Origin of the sequence: Acetoanaerobium pronyense (assembly GCF_017874355.1) — a bacterium.
In the GTDB taxonomy this organism is placed as follows: domain Bacteria; phylum Bacillota; class Clostridia; order Peptostreptococcales; family Filifactoraceae; genus Acetoanaerobium; species Acetoanaerobium pronyense.
This window is the reverse complement of record NZ_JAGGLI010000009.1, coordinates 46,365-66,412: the sequence shown is the minus strand read 5'-3', so window position 1 is coordinate 66,412 and position 20,048 is coordinate 46,365. Positions and strand designations below refer to the sequence as shown.

General features: G+C 31.5%; 11 protein-coding genes and 1 CRISPR repeat array (1 of these 12 only partly in view). All 11 genes read left to right on the top strand.

Annotated elements, in window-relative coordinates:
* Positions 1-81: 81 nt before the first annotated feature.
* The 11 genes from J2Z35_RS05355 to cas2 all read left to right on the top strand — a co-directional run bounded on the left by J2Z35_RS05355 (position 82) and on the right by cas2 (position 11,769).
* A complete protein-coding gene (locus J2Z35_RS05355; protein WP_209660241.1) occupies positions 82-1,014 on the top strand; it encodes an ABC transporter ATP-binding protein in 933 nt (310 codons plus the stop codon).
* A gap of 9 nt (positions 1,015-1,023) precedes the next feature.
* Positions 1,024-2,151, top strand: coding sequence for an ABC transporter permease (locus tag J2Z35_RS05350; RefSeq protein WP_209660238.1), 1,128 nt, complete (start codon positions 1,024-1,026; stop codon positions 2,149-2,151).
* Positions 2,138-3,304, top strand: a complete 1,167-nt coding sequence (locus tag J2Z35_RS05345) for an ABC transporter permease (RefSeq protein WP_209660237.1) — start codon at positions 2,138-2,140, stop codon at positions 3,302-3,304. Before J2Z35_RS05350 ends, J2Z35_RS05345 begins: the two co-directional genes overlap by 14 nt.
* Positions 3,305-3,616: 312 nt before the next feature.
* Positions 3,617-4,336, top strand: a complete 720-nt coding sequence (gene cas6 / locus J2Z35_RS05340) for a CRISPR-associated endoribonuclease Cas6 (protein WP_330623395.1) — start codon at positions 3,617-3,619, stop codon at positions 4,334-4,336.
* 34 nt (positions 4,337-4,370) lie between these two features.
* A complete protein-coding gene (cas8a1, locus tag J2Z35_RS05335) occupies positions 4,371-6,044 on the top strand; it encodes a type I-B CRISPR-associated protein Cas8b1/Cst1 (RefSeq protein WP_209660235.1) in 1,674 nt (557 codons plus the stop codon).
* Positions 6,045-6,938: a type I-B CRISPR-associated protein Cas7/Cst2/DevR gene (cas7i, locus tag J2Z35_RS05330; protein ID WP_209660233.1), complete on the top strand. Its 894-nt coding sequence runs from the start codon at positions 6,045-6,047 to the stop codon at positions 6,936-6,938.
* Positions 6,925-7,677, top strand: a complete 753-nt coding sequence (gene cas5b, locus J2Z35_RS05325) for a type I-B CRISPR-associated protein Cas5b (RefSeq protein WP_209660231.1) — start codon at positions 6,925-6,927, stop codon at positions 7,675-7,677. Before cas7i ends, cas5b begins: the two co-directional genes overlap by 14 nt.
* Positions 7,678-7,734: 57 nt before the next feature.
* Positions 7,735-9,972, top strand: coding sequence for a CRISPR-associated helicase Cas3' (gene cas3 / locus J2Z35_RS05320; protein ID WP_209660230.1), 2,238 nt, complete (start codon positions 7,735-7,737; stop codon positions 9,970-9,972).
* An 11-nt stretch (positions 9,973-9,983) separates the two neighbouring features.
* The gene (gene cas4, locus J2Z35_RS05315) at positions 9,984-10,475 is read left to right on the top strand and encodes a CRISPR-associated protein Cas4 (RefSeq protein ID WP_209660228.1); all 492 of its coding nucleotides are present in this window, start codon (positions 9,984-9,986) and stop codon (positions 10,473-10,475) included.
* Between the two features lie 17 nt (positions 10,476-10,492).
* Entirely contained in the window at positions 10,493-11,485 is a 993-nt protein-coding gene (cas1b, locus tag J2Z35_RS05310; RefSeq protein WP_209660220.1) for a type I-B CRISPR-associated endonuclease Cas1b, read from the top strand.
* 5 nt (positions 11,486-11,490) lie between these two features.
* Complete coding sequence (cas2, locus tag J2Z35_RS05305) at positions 11,491-11,769, top strand: CRISPR-associated endonuclease Cas2 (RefSeq protein ID WP_209660218.1); 279 nt, start codon at positions 11,491-11,493, stop codon at positions 11,767-11,769.
* A 179-nt stretch (positions 11,770-11,948) separates the two neighbouring features.
* Positions 11,949-20,048: direct repeats of the CRISPR family, unit length 30 nt; unit sequence CCCTTAATAGAACCAGAATGGAATGTAAAT; it runs 492 nt beyond the window's last position.

Here is a 20,048-nt window from a genome sequence, read left to right as displayed (position 1 = left end):
AGGTAGAATTAATATATAAAGAAAAATGTGACTGCCAAGAATTCAGGGAAAGCTATATATATTTGAAAGGTGGGAAATTAAATGGTTGTAAAGGTATCAAATCTTGTGAAGCGTTACAAAGAAGTACTTGCACTTGATCATCTTAACCTTGAGGTAGAAGAAGGGGAGATATTTGGACTTCTTGGGCCAAATGGTTCTGGCAAGACCACTGCTATAAACTGTATATTATCACTTTTAAAATATGACAAAGGAAGTATAGAAGTATTTGGATTACCCATGAGACCAGATGCATATAACATTAAAAAGGATATTGGAGTTGTAATGCAAGAAGTTGCAGTATTTGAAGAACTGACAGTATACGAAAATATAGATTATTTTTGTGGCTTATATATCAGTAATAAAAGTGAAAGAAGAGAGCTAGTAGAAGAGGCAATAGATTTTGTAGGTCTAAGTGAATTTAGAAAGTTTTACCCTAAAAAGCTAAGTGGAGGACTTCTTAGGAGGTTAAATATTGCATGCGGAATAGCTCACAAACCACGCCTTATAATTATGGATGAGCCTACAGTAGCTGTAGACCCTCAGAGCAGAAACAAAATACTTGAAAACATAGTGGAGCTTAATAGAAAAGGCTCTACCATAATATATACTTCTCACTATATGGAAGAGGTGGAGCATATTTGCTCAAAGATAACTATAATAGATAAGGGCAAGGTAATCGCAGCAGGGACAAAGGAAGAGCTAAAAGGCATGATTTCGGTTGGAGAAAAGATAACCGTAGAAATATTTGGAGTTACAGATGAGCAGCTCAAAAGACTAGAAAGCATTCCTACTATATCCTCTGCGGTTTATGATGGAAAGCTTCTTAGAGTGAAGTCTCATATAGGGAAAAATAATCTTGAGAAGGTGCTTCAGTTTATTAATGAAGAAAATATATCTTTTGGAAAAATATATACTGAGCTTCCAACGCTAAATGATGTTTTCCTTGAGATAACTGGAAAAGAGTTAAGGGACTAGGAGGTAGTTATGTTTAGACATATATTTATTTATAGATTAAAAATGCTTTTTAAAAATAAATCCTTAATATTTTGGACAATGATTTTCCCTATAGCTCTAGCTACTTTTTTCAGTCTTGCCTTTGGAAATCTAAATGAGCAAGGGAGGTTTCAGGCTATTGATGTAGCAGTAGTAGAGACTTTGCCTAATCCTTCATTTATGGATGTAATAAATGACTTGTCACGTGGAGAGGATAGGCTATTTAACCTGGAAATCACAGATGAAAGAAATGCGAATCAGCTTTTAGCGGATGGAGAGGTGCAGGGATATATATTAGTAGATGAAAATCCAAAGCTTATAGTAAATGAATCTGGAATGAGGCAAAGTATTCTAAAAATATTTTTAGATCAGTATATTCAGACCTCAAGTGCAATCAACAACATAGTTTCTGAAAATCCAGATTCAGTATCACAAATAAGTGCCGAAATCATGAATAGGGTGAGTTTTACAGAGGAAGAGCCTATTAGTGATGAAAAAATAGATATAGTTCTTACATTCTTTTATTCACTAATAGCCATGACAACTTTTTATGGAGGATTTTTCGGTCTTGAAACTATAGTTCATATACAGGGCAATTTGTCAGCAAATGCAGTGAGACAAAATATATCACCTGTTCATAAACTAAAGCTCTTTATGTATAGTTTTTTCGCTGCTTTACTTGTTCAGCTTATTGAGATGGGAGTATTTTTATCATATCTTGCATTTGTATTGGGGGTAGATTTTAGCTCTAATTTTAACTATATATTATTGACTGTAATCCTAGGATCAATCACAGGAGTATCCCTTGGGTCTTTTATGGGAGCACTATCAAGAGGCAATATAGATATCAAATACGGATATCTAATAGTATTCACGATGCTAGGTTCATTTCTTTCTGGAATGATGGTTGTAAATATGAAATATATAGTCACCACAAGATTTCCTTTGCTGGCATGGATTAATCCTATAAATCTTCTTGCAGATGCCTTTTACTCCCTTTATTATTTTGGGCCAACTTTGAGGTATGTTCAAAATATAATAGGGCTTCTGATTTTTAGTACAATCTTTTGCACAGGAACATATCTTGTGATAAGGAGGCAAAAATATGCCAGTATTTAAACTTTGTCTGATTATATTTAAAAGAAAAGCAAAGCAGATTGCTATATATTTTGGAGTATTTATAATGGTGTCTATATTATTTGCAAGTGCTGGGACTCCAAATGAACAGATTGGATTTAGCCAGTCAAAGACGAGGATAGCGATATTTGCACAGGAAAGCACTCCGCTTGTTGACGGACTCAAAGAAGCACTTTCGGATATTGCAGTATTTATGGATATAGAGGATTCTGATGAAGCTATACAAGATGCCCTTTATTTTAGAGAGATAAGCTACGTAATCAGAGTACCTGAAGGGTTCTCGGATTCTTTTATGGCAGGAGAAGAGCCTTTAATCACAAAAACTACCCTAGGAGATGCATCCTCAAGTATATATGTAAATATAAAAATAGAGCAGTATTTCAACCTAGCTAGACTATATCTCAATCTCATTCCCGAAATAGACCAAATCACTCTTAAAAATTTTGTTTTAGAAGATATAAGTAAAGAAACTAATGTCAGCATGGCTGGATTAGAAGTAGCTTCATCTGAAGGGGCTATGAAATTTTACTTTAACTATCTAGCATATACATTTATGTTTGTTGCAATAATGGGAGTTTCAACCATAATGCTTGTTTTTAATGATATTAAAATAAAAAGAAGAAATTCTTGTTCGCCTATATCATCAAAAGACACAGTAATACAAATATTTATGGCAGTCACAGTGTTTTCATTTTTTAGCTGGATAGTCTTAGTTTCCATGAGCCTTTACTTTGGAAGACATGAAATAAGACATGAAAACACCCTGTATTTCATATTAAATTCATTTATATTTATGCTATGTATTTCATCTCTTAGCTTTTTGATAGGAAACTTAGTAAAAGGCAGAGAAGCTATTTCTGGAGCAGCAAATATCATTACCCTAGGAGCATGCTTTATAAGCGGAGTGTTCGTACCTCAAGAGATTATGTCAGAGAAGGTATTAAACATAGCAAGCTTTTTCCCGACATACTGGTATGTCAAAGGAAATGGATTGATTTCATCTATGACAAACCTAAATATTTTTAAGATTGGACCTCTTTCAAATGCAATGCTTATACAAATAGGTTTTGCTTTAGCCTTCTTTGTCCTAGCGATGGTTATAGGAAAAAGAAACAGGCTAGCATCCGAAGAGTAACTAGAGACGAGGGGACGTATCCATCGTCCCACCAACAACATATTGTTTAGGATTTGCAAGAAATTTTCTAATTTAGTTCTATTAAGGTTTTTCAATAATAAAATATAATAATTTTTACATTCTATTTTAGATATATTAAATATAATTAAGTAGTATACCATAAGATAACTTAAATAGATATCGGAGAGAAATATTTAGAAAATTCCAATATTTATATTGACATATTTTTATGGTTATATATAATAGATAAAAAGAACAATATTTTTTCACTAATTAAATATAATAATAGGTTTAAATAAAGGGGGTTACAGGGTGAGATTTTTAGTAGAACTATCTTTAGCACACAGTTTAATTAGTAAAGATAAGAATAGAATTATTATTTCCTTATTAAAGAGCTGTTTTGAAGGATATTCTAAAGATTATTTTGACGAACTATATAATACACCACATTCAAAAGACTTTTCATTTTCTATTTTTCTTGGGATGGATGCAAAATTTCAAAGAGAACATATAGAGATTCCATCTAAAAAGATATTATTAAACTTTTCAGCCTATGAAGCATATGATGGAATGATGTTTTATAACAGTGTTTTAAATAAAATTGGGGAGTTTTTTACTTACGGGGATAATACCATAAAAATAGAGAAAATCAATATTAAGAAAGAAAGACCTATAACTTCAGACAGGGTAAGATTTAAAACTCTTTCCCCTATTGTTGCGAGGGAGCATGCAAATGATAACAAAACAACTTGGTATCATTCTTTGTCAGATGAAAAAGGCAGGGATATCTTCATTAGGAACCTTAAGTCTCAGCTCATAGAAAAGTTCGGTGATGGATGTAAGTATGATTTAGAGGATATAAGCCTTAAGTTTAAAACTAAAGAGGTAAAAGTTAAAAATTATTCTATAGAGGTTTTGGGAAACATTGGAGAAATCGAAATTATTGCAAAGCCATATATATTAGACTACATATATAAAGGGGGTGCGGGCAGCAAGAGAAATACTGGATTTGGCTTGCTAGATATATTGTAGGGGAGGGTTGAAAATAGAGACTTTAAAGATTTATATGGGAGATTGGCAACTTAATGCAGGGATTGTTGGATTCATCAATATAATGAATCATAAAAGCGAGCACAACATAAATATTAAAGAACACTATATAGAATTTTCAAAAGAACATTTAATAGGGTTTTCTGAGAAATATTTTAATTATCTCATAGACACATATAAGCCATACACTTCTTGGTATAAAATTGTTTCATATGAAGAGAGTATAAAAAAGTATGAAGATAATGACTATACAAATTTTGATGAGAAAAGTTTGGATAATTTGAATAAGTATATTAAAGATATACTAAAAAAATATATTAAATCAAATAGTTATAAGGCTGCATTTGATCTTATATCCATTGACATAAATATTTTGGATATGGAAAAACAATTATCTCCAATAAAATTAAAAAAAGGATCAGATATACAAAGTGTCTTACCTGAAATAAAAAAACAACTAGCTTTAATCAAAGATATAATAGCTTTCTTCAAAGAAAATGAGACAAAAAAATATGTACTTGGAAAAAATGTAATATATCAGTTTATTAAAAACTCGTGGAATGGAGTTTCACTTCTCAATCCTCAAACAAAGGAAAAGGACTTTTATGAAGACTATAATTCCTATTTTGTTAATCCATTAATCGAATATATAGAAACCGATAAAATAAAGTATAAATTTCAGTGTTTTTCATGTGATAGTAAGATGAAAGATATGAAAAATACTCTCAGCTTTCTAAATCATACAGGATTTGATACTGTGAGAAAAGCATCTCATGCCTGGAATTTTTCAAATGATATAGCCATATGTGAATTGTGTAAACTTATGTATTCATGTATGCCTGCTGGAATCACATATGCCTATAACAAAGGAATATTTGTTAATGAAAATTCATCTATTGAAAAACTCGTTAAAATCAATACTAATCTAAAATCTCGCATATTTTCCTATGACTCTACAGATAGAGACACCCATACTTATAGAGCCCTAATAAATTCATTTGAAAAAGAGCATGAAGAAAAACTGAAATATGAACTTGCTGATATTCAAATAATAAGATATGAACAAATATCTTCTGATGAAAATAGATATAAATTTAATATTTTGTCTAAGAATTTACTTGAAACAATAATGAAATCAAAAAAATATATCGATTATCTATCTAAAGCAAATTATAAAGAAAATGGAGAAAGAGTAAATATTTACGAAGCGACTATAGATAGACTTTTTAACAATCAAAACATGTACACACTTATACACAAATGCATTTTGTACAAGGCAAGTGCGCCAAAAGACAACTATTATAATGATTCACACATGCTCAGTCTTTTAAAAATCAATGTTGAGTATCTGAAAGGAGTGGGGTATTTGGAAAATAAGGGGTTAGATATAGTTGATAACGGGAGTAGACAAGGGTACTTTTTAAAACAAGCATACAAGGATAAAGGGTCGGTTGATAAGGTTAATGGAATATGTTATAGACTTCTTAATTCGTTAAAAACCTCAAATCAAAATGCATTTATGGATACTCTGATTAATTGCTATCTTTATGTTAAAAAGCCTGTTCCACAGATATTTATGGAAACTCTTAAAGATGAAGATGTATTTAAAACGGTTGGATATGCTTTTGTTGCGGGATTAACTGGAGAAATAAAAGAAACTCAAATAACTATTACTGAGGGGGATGAATAAATGAGTATACAAATGAAACCAAAGGGATTAGCTATTACTATTATTTTTGAAGCGGAAAGCGCAAATTATGGAGAATCTATTGGAAATGTTGCATCTCTTAAAAAAATGTCCAGAGGAAAAGGAGACCAGTATACTTATATATCAAGACAGGCATTAAGACATAATATTGTTGAGCAACTAGATGAAGCTTTAGCACCTGTTAAAGCAGAAGGAAGTGGAGAGAAAAAAGTAGTTCAGTTTGAACTAGATTCAACTATCAAAGATTATCCAGAACTCGATTTTTTTGGATATCTCAAGACAGAAAAGGGAGGGCAAGGAAGGAAAAGATCTGCTAAAGTAAGGCTCTCTAACGCTGTATCCCTGGAACCTTTTAGAGGAGATCTTGATTTTTTAACAAATAAGGGGCTTGCTGATAGAATAAATAGTAATATGAATATAGCTCAGGCAGAGATTCACAGATCTTATTATAGATATACAGTTACAGTGGACTTAGACCATATAGGAATAGATAACCCAATACCAGAAGAAATCCATGAAATAGATAAAGAAGAGAGAGCAAGAAGGGTAGAAAGACTTTTAGATACAGTATCTTTATTATATAGAGATATAAGGGGAAGAAGAGAAGATCTTAAACCGTTATTTGCAATTGGTGGAGTCTATGATATAAAAAATCCAGTTTTTAGCAATACGGTAGATTTAAAAGATGGAGCGCTACAAATAGAGCAAATACAAAGCAGTATGTATAAAGGAATCAAAGAAAACACCAAATGTGGACTTGTAATGGGCAAATTTGCAAATGAAAATGAGATAAAAGCTGAACTTAATGCAATAAATATGCCAGATTTCTTTGAAAGTCTAAAGAAAGATGTAAGGGATTACTATGAAAGGGGTTAGAGTTAAGATTTATCAAGAGGTTGCCAATTACAAAAAACCTACAAGTAGTCAATTGAAAGAAACATACCCCCTTCCACCATATTCAACAGTTATTGGGATGGTTCATAGCTTATGCGGATTTACAGAGTACCAAGACATGGATGTAAGTATACAAGGAAAATATCATTCAAAGCATAATGACCTATATACAAGATATGAATTTCAACCAGGCATGAAATATGAAGCTGGAAGACATCAACTAAAAGTAGGAGATTATGGAATAGGAAGAGGCGTTGCTACAGCAGAAATTCTTTCTGATATCGAGCTACTGATTCATATTGTTCCTAAAGATCAGAATCTTATTGAAACTATAAAATCTTCATTTGAGTATCCAAGAGAATATCCATCCCTTGGAAGAAGAGAAGATATATTAACGATACAGGAAGCTAAAGTAGTGGATATTATTGAAAAGGATATTGATGAAGATATATTTTTAGAAAAAAACTATAGTGCATATATTCCAACTGGAGACATCATAGATAAGACTATAGTATTATCAAGTTCATATCAAATATCAAGTACTGGTACTAGGTATAAATTACCTAAAAAATATAAAGTAGAAAATTATGGTTCTGGAAAAAATACAAAATCATTTAGAAAATGGGATAAAGTAGAAGTTATCTTCGGAAGCAATATAATAGCCACTGAAGACTCTAAAATATTAATAGATGAAGATGGAAAAATTGCGTTTATAGCATGATGCCAAACGAATACCAGTAGTTTATCTGCTGGTATTCGTTATATGTAGGAGGGCTCTATGAAAATTTTTTACGCAAAATCTAATAGTGAAACGATACAAGAACACACAGATAGGTTACTTTACAATTTACAAATTTTAAAAGATTTGTATCCAAATATAAACATAAACTGGGACTTACTTGAAATCTCTTGTATATATCACGATCTAGGAAAAATAAATGAAAAATTTCAAGATAAAGTAACAGAAAGAAAAAGACATAAGGATGAAGTTCCTCATGCATTTCTAAGTGTATCCCTTTTAAATACAAAAGAACTTAAAAAAAACTTTACAGCCTCTGAAATAACAGCTCTTATATCAGCAATTGCCTACCATCATGAAAGAACTTTTCCTGAGAAGGATCTTTATTCCAAAGAAATAGAAGATTTAAGAGAGCTTCTTCCTGAATTTAACTATGAAAAAATAGCATATGAAATAATTCCAAAACGACCTAGCGTTAAGTACTTTATGGAATCTAAACCATCATCAGATTCTTCGCCAGAAATATTTTATGAATATCTTATGATAAAAGGGCTTCTAAACAGACTTGATTATGCAGCTAGCGCATATGAGCCTGTAGAGATTAAAAATGATTTTTTAGAAGACCTTTTAAATAATACACTTAAAAGCTTTAAAAAAACAAATCCATCAGCTGATTGGAATCCACTTCAAAAATATATGATTGAAAATAGGGATAGTAATTTGGCTGTAGTTGCTCAAACGGGTATGGGGAAAACAGAAGCGGGACTTCTTTGGATAGGAAACAATAAAGGGTTTTTTACACTTCCTCTAAAAACTGCAATCAATGCTATTTATAAAAGGGTAGTAAAAGATATCAAAGAAGACATAGATGATAAAATAGGGCTTCTTCACTCAGAGACATATAATGAATATCTTGAAGTAGAGAGGACTAATAACATTACATCTGATATAGACAGATATTACACAAAGACTAAACAACTTTCAATGCCTCTTACTATATGTACATTAGATCAAATATTTGATTTCGTATATAGGTATAAAGGATTTGAACTTAAACCAGTAACCTTGTCTTACTCAAAAGTCATAATAGATGAAATTCAAATGTACTCCCCAAATCTTTTGGCATATATAGTATATGGACTTGAATATATTACAAAGCTAGGTGGGAAATTTGCAATAGTTACAGCTACTATGCCGCCTTTTCTTATAGATGTGTTAAATAAAAGAGGGCTTGAATTTAAAAGCCCAAATCCGTTTGTAGATTCACGAATAAGGCATAGCATAAAGGTAATGGAAGAAAAAATAAACTCTGAATTTATTAAGTCAAAGTTCCAAGATAATAAAGTTTTAGTGATTTGTAATACTATAAAAGAAGCACAACGTATCTATAATGAATTAGAGGAAAGCGGATTAGAGCCTAAATTATTTCATAGTGGGTTTATAAAAAGAGATAGAAAAAATAAAGAAAAAGAAATATTAGAAATGGGCAAGCTAGATAATGCAGAAACTGGTATTTGGGTATGTACGCAAGTAGTAGAAGCCTCCTTAGATATTGATTTCGATATATTAATTACAGAACTATCTGATTTAAATGGTTTATTTCAACGAATGGGAAGATGCTTCAGAAATAGAGAGTTTAATAAGGATGGTTATAATTGTTTTGTATTTAATGGAGGAGAAAAAAGATGCTCTGGAGTCGGATACTTTATAGATGAGGACATTTTTAATATTTCAAAAAAAGCATTAAATAGCGTAGATGGATATATTGATGAACAGAAAAAGATAGATTTAATTGAGAAAGTATATGCTTTTCATGAAATTAAAGATACAAAATACTATAATGATTTAATTCAAACAATTGAATATTTAGATAAAACTTATGATTTTGAAATGGATAAGAAAGAAGCTATGAAAAAATTTAGGGATATCAATAATCTCACAATAATTCCTACAAACGTATTTAAAGAAAATCATGAAGAAATAAATGAGTTAATAAAAAATTTAAAAGAAAAAATATCTCCTGATATGAAAGAGTCTGAGATTAAAAAATTAAAAAGGCAAAAGACAGAAGCTAAAAATAAATTATTTGAATTTAGTGTTGCAGTCCAAGCCTATTTATTTAAAGGTTATAAAATTGAGTGGGAGATGCTAGAAATAAATTCATATGAATCTATACGAATAGCAGACATTCCTTATGACAGTAATAAAGGATTACAAACCCAAGACATAAAAAAGGTTAAAGAAGAGGCTGGAGAAGTAGGAGATAGGATGTTTTAAGGGGGGATATTATGACAAATCCAACAGGAGTTATGATTTACTACTATTTTGTTTGTAAAAGAAAACTGTGGTTTTTTTGCAAGGATATTAAGCTAGAAGATAATAGTGAAGATGTTGGTATTGGGAAGTTAATAGATGAAACTTCCTATCAAAGAGAAAAAAAGCACATAAATATAGACAACATTATAAATATTGATTTCATTAAAGACTGGGAAGTGCTACATGATATAAAAAAATCTCGCTCGATAGAAGAAGCAAGTATATGGCAACTCAAATATTATATATATTACCTAAGGAAAAAAGGTGTAAATATAGAAAAAGGAATACTTGATTATCCGAAACTCAAAAGGAGAATAGATGTATTTTTAGATGATATAGATAATGAAGCTATAGAAAAAATTATTAAAGAGATAGATGAAATTAGCAATCTATCAAGACCATTAGAACGTGAAACTAAAAAAATATGCAAAAAATGTGCCTATTATGAGCTGTGCTTTGTTTAACTATGGGGGTGAATGTTTTGGGGGAAACATTTTATATATTCAAAAGTGGAGAACTAAAGCGTAAAGATGATAATATAATTTTGAAATCATTAGAAGGAGAAACGAAGAACTTAAAAGTAGAAATGATGGATGAGCTATATTTGTTTGGGGAAGTATCTTTAAATACAAAGGTTTTGAATTATTTATCTCAAAATAACGTGACTATGCATATATTCAATTATTATGGATTTTATTCTGGAACATATTGTCCAAGAGATAGAAATGTTAGCGGATTTATGCTGATAAATCAAGTCAAGGCATATGATAATCCAAATAAAAGGATTGATATAGCTAGAGAGATTGTAAATACTGCGTACTTCAATATTTATAGAAATTTAAGATATTATAACTCAAGAGGAATAGAGTTAAGTGAGCAAATGGCTTCAATTCAAAGAATAGCGAGAAATCTTGAATTTGCGGAAAATGTACAGGAACTTATGGGTATAGAAGGAAGTATCAGAAGAACTTATTATACTGCATGGAATGATATAGTGAGGCAAGAAATAAACTTTCAAAAAAGAACCAGAAGGCCTCCAGACAATATGATTAACACGCTAATATCTTTTATAAATTCTTTGGTTTATACAACTACACTATCAGAAATATATAAAACACAGCTAAATCCTACTATTAGCTACCTACATGAACCAGGGACTAAGCGATTTTCTTTATGCTTAGATATTGCAGAGGTATTTAAACCATTAATTGCAGATAGAATGATTTTTTCTATTCTTAACAAAAATATAATTACAGAAAAAGATTTTGAAAAAGAATCTGAGGGCCTTTATCTAAAAGAAGAAGGAAAGAAAAAAATACTTAGAGAGTATGATGCTAGATTATCCAAAACAATAATGCATAGAGATCTGGGAAGAGAAGTTTCCTATAGATATCTAATAAGGCTTGAGTGCTATAAATTGATTAAAGATTTGATAGGGGAGCAAGATTATCAAGGATTTAAAATTTGGTGGTGATGAATATGTATGTGGTTTTGATCTATGATATAACAATGGATGTCCATGGACCAAAAGTTCATAGGAATGTATTTAAAATCTGCAAGAGATATCTTACTCATATTCAAAAGTCAGTATTTGAAGGTAATCTAACTCAACTGAAATTGATGCAGTTAAAAGCAGACTTAGATAAATATATCAGAAAAGATGTAGATTCTGTTATAATATTTAAAAGTAGAGAAGAACGTTGGCTAGATAAAGAGTTTTGGGCACTTGAAGATGATAAAACCGACAGATTTTTTTGATTGTCGATATATGATAGTGCAAAAAGACCTAGGCATCGACAATCATAGAAGAATGAATAGTTTGGAGCTAATCTAATGAATTTTTATTAATAAAATTGTTGTAAAAAAGTGATGTATTTTTTAGATAGACAGAACAACCCTCTAGAAGCTAGTGAAATCAAGGATTTGAAATGCGAGGCCCCTTAATAGAACCAGAATGGAATGTAAATACCATCATTGGTGACACTGTTCTTCACATTGATAACCCTTAATAGAACCAGAATGGAATGTAAATTTTGCATCCAGGTCAATGTCACTGTACATGGATTGACCCTTAATAGAACCAGAATGGAATGTAAATGATACCCCAGCATTACCATATACCCTAGCATTACCACCCCTTAATAGAACCAGAATGGAATGTAAATCTTCTTCTATTTCTTCTCTTAGTACGCTCGCCATTTCCCTTAATAGAACCAGAATGGAATGTAAATACTTGTATCTTCTGTACCACTTGGAACGGATACGGCCCTTAATAGAACCAGAATGGAATGTAAATGTATCAGAAAAAATAATGAAATCGTAATGAATTTTCCCCCTTAATAGAACCAGAATGGAATGTAAATTAAAAAGCTGGACCTTAGTCAAGCTAGTAGGATAACGCCCTTAATAGAACCAGAATGGAATGTAAATGTTATTCCAGCTTTTGCTATAAAAAGACCGAAATCGCCCTTAATAGAACCAGAATGGAATGTAAATAAATTATGCCCATTTTGCAACGGGGGGGGCAATAAGCCCTTAATAGAACCAGAATGGAATGTAAATAGTTACAACGTTTCCTGGTCTTGTTCTTCCTTGCTCCCCCTTAATAGAACCAGAATGGAATGTAAATTCATTAAATACCTCCCGTTATATTTGGAATAATATTACCCTTAATAGAACCAGAATGGAATGTAAATGTAATTGAAACATTTACAATAGAGGAGGTTGAATAACCCTTAATAGAACCAGAATGGAATGTAAATATTAGGTCGCATAGTTGCTAAGCTAACAGCGGCAGGACCCTTAATAGAACCAGAATGGAATGTAAATTTTATTAATGAATGGGTTTGGGTCTTTATAATAAACCCTTAATAGAACCAGAATGGAATGTAAATTTGCTAGGTTTTAGAGTAAATAATGATGTATCAGAATCCCTTAATAGAACCAGAATGGAATGTAAATTAGGATTTACAACTATATGCTCTAGTATTTCAGAGTAACCCTTAATAGAACCAGAATGGAATGTAAATAAAACAGGGTAATTGAGATTGAATGTACTCATAAGCCCCTTAATAGAACCAGAATGGAATGTAAATCCCATTAATTTTATCTTTCGGCACATAGCGACCACCTCCCTTAATAGAACCAGAATGGAATGTAAATTTCATCATTAAAAATAAAACCATATTTTCAAGTTCTCCCTTAATAGAACCAGAATGGAATGTAAATTCTACTTACCTCCCATTAGTTTTATCTTCCTGCACACCCTTAATAGAACCAGAATGGAATGTAAATTTTGTTAATAAATGGGTTAGGGTCTTCATAATAAACTCCCTTAATAGAACCAGAATGGAATGTAAATACCTTTAATGCCCACATTCCCATTTCGAATATTGCTCCCTTAATAGAACCAGAATGGAATGTAAATAAGATACAAAGATTGAAGAGTTAGAAAAACGCATGAGCCCTTAATAGAACCAGAATGGAATGTAAATCTTCTTTTGACGTTGTTTTTCTAGCAGCTTCCTTGTACCCTTAATAGAACCAGAATGGAATGTAAATGATTTAGTAATTGTAATGTTAGCATGTAAATTAACCTCCCTTAATAGAACCAGAATGGAATGTAAATACATTAATGTCGGGAAGATAAGAAATGAATAGACATACCCTTAATAGAACCAGAATGGAATGTAAATAAGTAACGACACACTCCATGCAATAACCTGTATAAACCCTTAATAGAACCAGAATGGAATGTAAATTACTAAAAGAAGAAGTTGAGGAGTGCGAGGACGAGTCCCTTAATAGAACCAGAATGGAATGTAAATAGCGTTCCGGTGTGCCTATCAATCCTGTGTCTTTATCCCTTAATAGAACCAGAATGGAATGTAAATTAGTTTGAGAAAGCGAGGTAAAGTAATGAATGTCTATCCCTTAATAGAACCAGAATGGAATGTAAATCAGGAAGGAATGTAACGGTAAACTCGGCAATTCCTGCCCCTTAATAGAACCAGAATGGAATGTAAATTTAATAATTTAACTTCTAATTCGTTTATTACAATAGCCCTTAATAGAACCAGAATGGAATGTAAATAGCTACAAGATAGGAAAATCAAGAAGATTTGATAAGGCCCTTAATAGAACCAGAATGGAATGTAAATGTTTTAATTCTTCATATTCTCTTTGCACTTCTTTTGCCCTTAATAGAACCAGAATGGAATGTAAATCTCGAGGGAGTTCTAACTATTTAAATCGTAAATTAACCCCTTAATAGAACCAGAATGGAATGTAAATTTCTTTGATATTTCATTATTCCACCTCTTTCGCATTCCCCTTAATAGAACCAGAATGGAATGTAAATCTATTCAATGGCAGCACTCTTTTTATGTTCGATAACCCTTAATAGAACCAGAATGGAATGTAAATACTTCACAAAATATATTTGTAAAATTCTTGTTTGCCCTTAATAGAACCAGAATGGAATGTAAATACTTCTACCTTATGAAGCCATCACAAAAGAGCAGTATCCCTTAATAGAACCAGAATGGAATGTAAATATGGAGCGATATGCTGGTAAAGAAGCTGAAATAATAGCCCTTAATAGAACCAGAATGGAATGTAAATTAACCTACCCCCTACCTATAGAAATCATTGTTCCTCCCTTAATAGAACCAGAATGGAATGTAAATTAAAACATTATTATAACCTTCGTACTGAGAAGGTACCCTTAATAGAACCAGAATGGAATGTAAATACTGAAATAACAAAGCAACAAGAGCAGGATTTTATAACCCTTAATAGAACCAGAATGGAATGTAAATGTAACTGAGAAATTGCCAGAGAAATACTGCAAAGATCCCTTAATAGAACCAGAATGGAATGTAAATCCTACAGACAATCATGAAATTGACAGAATAGACAATGCCCTTAATAGAACCAGAATGGAATGTAAATGAAAGGGGAAGGAGCTACTAAGGCGTATAATCCTTGGCCCTTAATAGAACCAGAATGGAATGTAAATAAGTAACGACACACTCCATGCAATAACCTGTATAAATCCCTTAATAGAACCAGAATGGAATGTAAATTCACAAAAACGTTTTGGAGCTTATAAAAAACCATGAGCCCTTAATAGAACCAGAATGGAATGTAAATCTTGAAGCGTTTCATATACTATTCTGTCAGCAGTTTCCCTTAATAGAACCAGAATGGAATGTAAATTTTTAGATATATTAGAATAATATCTAACTGCGTTCTCCCTTAATAGAACCAGAATGGAATGTAAATTTAAATATCTTTTTTAAGCCTATGCCTGTACCCCGACCCTTAATAGAACCAGAATGGAATGTAAATTTAAAACAAGCTACTATAGACAGAAAAGGGAGTTCACCCTTAATAGAACCAGAATGGAATGTAAATATGGTTATTGAATACGGAAAAAGGCATGGTTTTGCTACCCTTAATAGAACCAGAATGGAATGTAAATAAATTCACTTTGGTGAATATGCTTATATAAACAAAATTCCCTTAATAGAACCAGAATGGAATGTAAATCTTTTTATAGTTTTCATTAACTTAATTACATTATATCCCCTTAATAGAACCAGAATGGAATGTAAATAGTCAAGGATATGGAGTATCATCTAAGAAGCATACCGCCCTTAATAGAACCAGAATGGAATGTAAATGTATTTGCTCTATCTGTATATATAGGGTGGGACACACCCTTAATAGAACCAGAATGGAATGTAAATTTTTTCAAAACCTCCAATATCGTTATTTAGTAAGCCCTTAATAGAACCAGAATGGAATGTAAATTTAAGAAAGTCTGAAAAAAATCCAACTATAGAATTTCCCTTAATAGAACCAGAATGGAATGTAAATTTTGAACTGCATTTTCTTTAGCTTGAACATTTTTACCCTTAATAGAACCAGAATGGAATGTAAATTTGAATAGTGGCTACACTCTTTTTAAAATAAAGCACTCCCTTAATAGAACCAGAATGGAATGTAAATTTTTTTTAGTACCTAGTTTTTCAATTAGACTTACAATCCCTTAATAGAACCAGAATGGAATGTAAATATGCTTTTTTGCCGTTCTTATCCTTAGTTTCCAACAACCCTTAATAGAACCAGAATGGAATGTAAATAGTGTAGTTTGATATTTCAGTTAAGAAGTTAACGCACCCTTAATAGAACCAGAATGGAATGTAAATATATATAAAGGAAGGAAAAAAATAAAACTACTAAGATCCCTTAATAGAACCAGAATGGAATGTAAATATCTCAGAAGAATATATTAAAAATAATCCTAACTTACCCTTAATAGAACCAGAATGGAATGTAAATTTTATACATTACACGCAGAAATTTAAAAAAATTTGCCCCTTAATAGAACCAGAATGGAATGTAAATTCTTCAAGTCTTGGATTTGAGAAATATGTTCCTTCCCCTTAATAGAACCAGAATGGAATGTAAATTCTTTTATCAGTTTGATTAAAATATGGAAGTTTAGACCCTTAATAGAACCAGAATGGAATGTAAATTTTCTTTTCTATTGTCAAAATACTCTAAAAAAGAATCCCTTAATAGAACCAGAATGGAATGTAAATAGCTTTAAATACTCATTTTCAATCTCTTTAATAGAACCCTTAATAGAACCAGAATGGAATGTAAATCTATCCCAAGTATCCCAGTGGTGCCCCTCTGAGCATGCCCTTAATAGAACCAGAATGGAATGTAAATTAGGAAAACCGTTTCCATCTGCTATTTCTTTTAGAAACCCTTAATAGAACCAGAATGGAATGTAAATAGCTTATTACTAAGGTCTACCATAGCCTGATAAACTCCCTTAATAGAACCAGAATGGAATGTAAATATGCCTAGAATGTCACAACACAAAAACATTTAGCAACCCTTAATAGAACCAGAATGGAATGTAAATACAACCGAATAAGGAGGTGAAGTATGGGAAAAGTAAGCCCTTAATAGAACCAGAATGGAATGTAAATAGTCATACCCATGACATCAATATACCAAATCATACTCCCTTAATAGAACCAGAATGGAATGTAAATGAGGATAAGTTAGAAGAAAAAGTAAGAGAAGATCACCCTTAATAGAACCAGAATGGAATGTAAATGAGGATGAAATAATAATTCAAGCACAGGGAACTCAAGCCCTTAATAGAACCAGAATGGAATGTAAATGAGGTATTTGAGGAATTTTGTAAGTATGCTGGGAAAACCCTTAATAGAACCAGAATGGAATGTAAATACAAATGTAGTGACTAGACTTTATTGCTTAGGATATGCCCTTAATAGAACCAGAATGGAATGTAAATTAGAAGAAGTGGAGAGAGAAAAGGAAATTCTAATAAACCCTTAATAGAACCAGAATGGAATGTAAATTAATTAATTTTAGGAGGTAATGTTATGAGCTTTGAAGCCCTTAATAGAACCAGAATGGAATGTAAATAATAATAAAGAAGATTGGGTAAACACAACAGCAAACCCTTAATAGAACCAGAATGGAATGTAAATCTGATCATTATCTAGGTTAAGAGTCTGGATTAAAACCCCTTAATAGAACCAGAATGGAATGTAAATTTTCTATTCTTTGTTGTAAGGATGCTGGATGATGGGACCCTTAATAGAACCAGAATGGAATGTAAATTGGGTTGAATGTAAGGGTGATTTGCTTGAACAGTCCCCCTTAATAGAACCAGAATGGAATGTAAATCCATGTTCCATAACGAATCTTCTCAGCTCTCGCATACCCTTAATAGAACCAGAATGGAATGTAAATTTTTCAAAATATATTACATTCCGACACTTATTCATTTCCCTTAATAGAACCAGAATGGAATGTAAATCCTGCCGAGGGCAGAAGTCCGACCATCAAAATGCAGACCCTTAATAGAACCAGAATGGAATGTAAATATCAATCTCCTTGTTGGTATGAGAATGGTCCTTATCTCCCTTAATAGAACCAGAATGGAATGTAAATTAATGATATAATCACCTTATCAGAGTAGTGATAACGCCCTTAATAGAACCAGAATGGAATGTAAATTATTTTACTTCTAAGGCGTTTATATTGTCAAAGCCCCCTTAATAGAACCAGAATGGAATGTAAATTTTTAAGTTATTGTAAAGGGTATAACGTCATGTCATACCCTTAATAGAACCAGAATGGAATGTAAATATGCAATTAAAAACGGGTACTACAATTAAAAAAAATACCCTTAATAGAACCAGAATGGAATGTAAATTCGCTAATATAATAGATAGTTAAGTCGTATATACTACCCTTAATAGAACCAGAATGGAATGTAAATAAAACTACCTCACAACTACACACACACAAAACAAATACCCTTAATAGAACCAGAATGGAATGTAAATCAAGGATATTATCAAGTAAAAAATAATAGGATTTACCCCTTAATAGAACCAGAATGGAATGTAAATTAACTAATACAGTCTATCATATTATCAATTATCCATTCCCTTAATAGAACCAGAATGGAATGTAAATAAAACTACCTCACAACTACACACACACAAAACAAATCCCTTAATAGAACCAGAATGGAATGTAAATACATGAGCGAGTACCGCTTCTCTTAAAATCACCTTAACCCTTAATAGAACCAGAATGGAATGTAAATCTTGTAATATCTATAGCCGAAGCTTTTACAAATGGTGCCCTTAATAGAACCAGAATGGAATGTAAATTTTTAAAGTTTGTTTTCAATTATTTCAAACAATTCTTCCCTTAATAGAACCAGAATGGAATGTAAATTATAATCCATATATTTGTTTTTATCTACTGATATACCCTTAATAGAACCAGAATGGAATGTAAATCTGTTTTTATTAAACATTATAGTTATTTCTTCTTGACCCTTAATAGAACCAGAATGGAATGTAAATATTGCAGTTTGTAAAGATTTGCCCTTTATGAGCGTTCCCTTAATAGAACCAGAATGGAATGTAAATTTTTTTAAGACCTCCATAAATTTTATTTTTTTTAACCCTTAATAGAACCAGAATGGAATGTAAATTGTGTTTTTAATTCATTATCTAAAAATTGTAAAATATCCCTTAATAGAACCAGAATGGAATGTAAATTTTTTTAATTTAGTTACTATAATACCCGTTTTCAATCCCTTAATAGAACCAGAATGGAATGTAAATGTAATCAAGGATCAAAAAACTACCTCACAACTAACACCCCTTAATAGAACCAGAATGGAATGTAAATGTGAAACACGGTCCAACCATCAGGAAACTACACACACCCCTTAATAGAACCAGAATGGAATGTAAATAAATATCCTCATATCTGGCGTCTATATCAGTTAGATACCCTTAATAGAACCAGAATGGAATGTAAATGTGGATCAAACTTTATTTTATTATTTTTAGGTTTACCCTTAATAGAACCAGAATGGAATGTAAATAAATTAGTTAGTGCTATTTTATTATTTGACATTTGCCCTTAATAGAACCAGAATGGAATGTAAATATAAACTAAAATATAAAAAATTAAAAGGAGATTAAAACCCTTAATAGAACCAGAATGGAATGTAAATCAAATAAGGAGTTGATAAAATGAAACAATTAAAAATACCCTTAATAGAACCAGAATGGAATGTAAATATCTGAATCCATATAAGGCTATGCATCAAAACTGTTCCCTTAATAGAACCAGAATGGAATGTAAATTTGTTTTGTATCTGAATTAAAACATCTGATACCCTCCCTTAATAGAACCAGAATGGAATGTAAATTATATCAATGTTATCATCTTGTTTTACGCAAGCCCACCCTTAATAGAACCAGAATGGAATGTAAATCATATTGCAATTTTAAAGGCTTATAAACCTCGTCTACCCTTAATAGAACCAGAATGGAATGTAAATTTATTTGTAACGGGTTTAGTTTGAGTTGCTACAATTCCCCTTAATAGAACCAGAATGGAATGTAAATCCCTCTGCATCTGTTACATTTAATGTAGCTGATAAGCCCCTT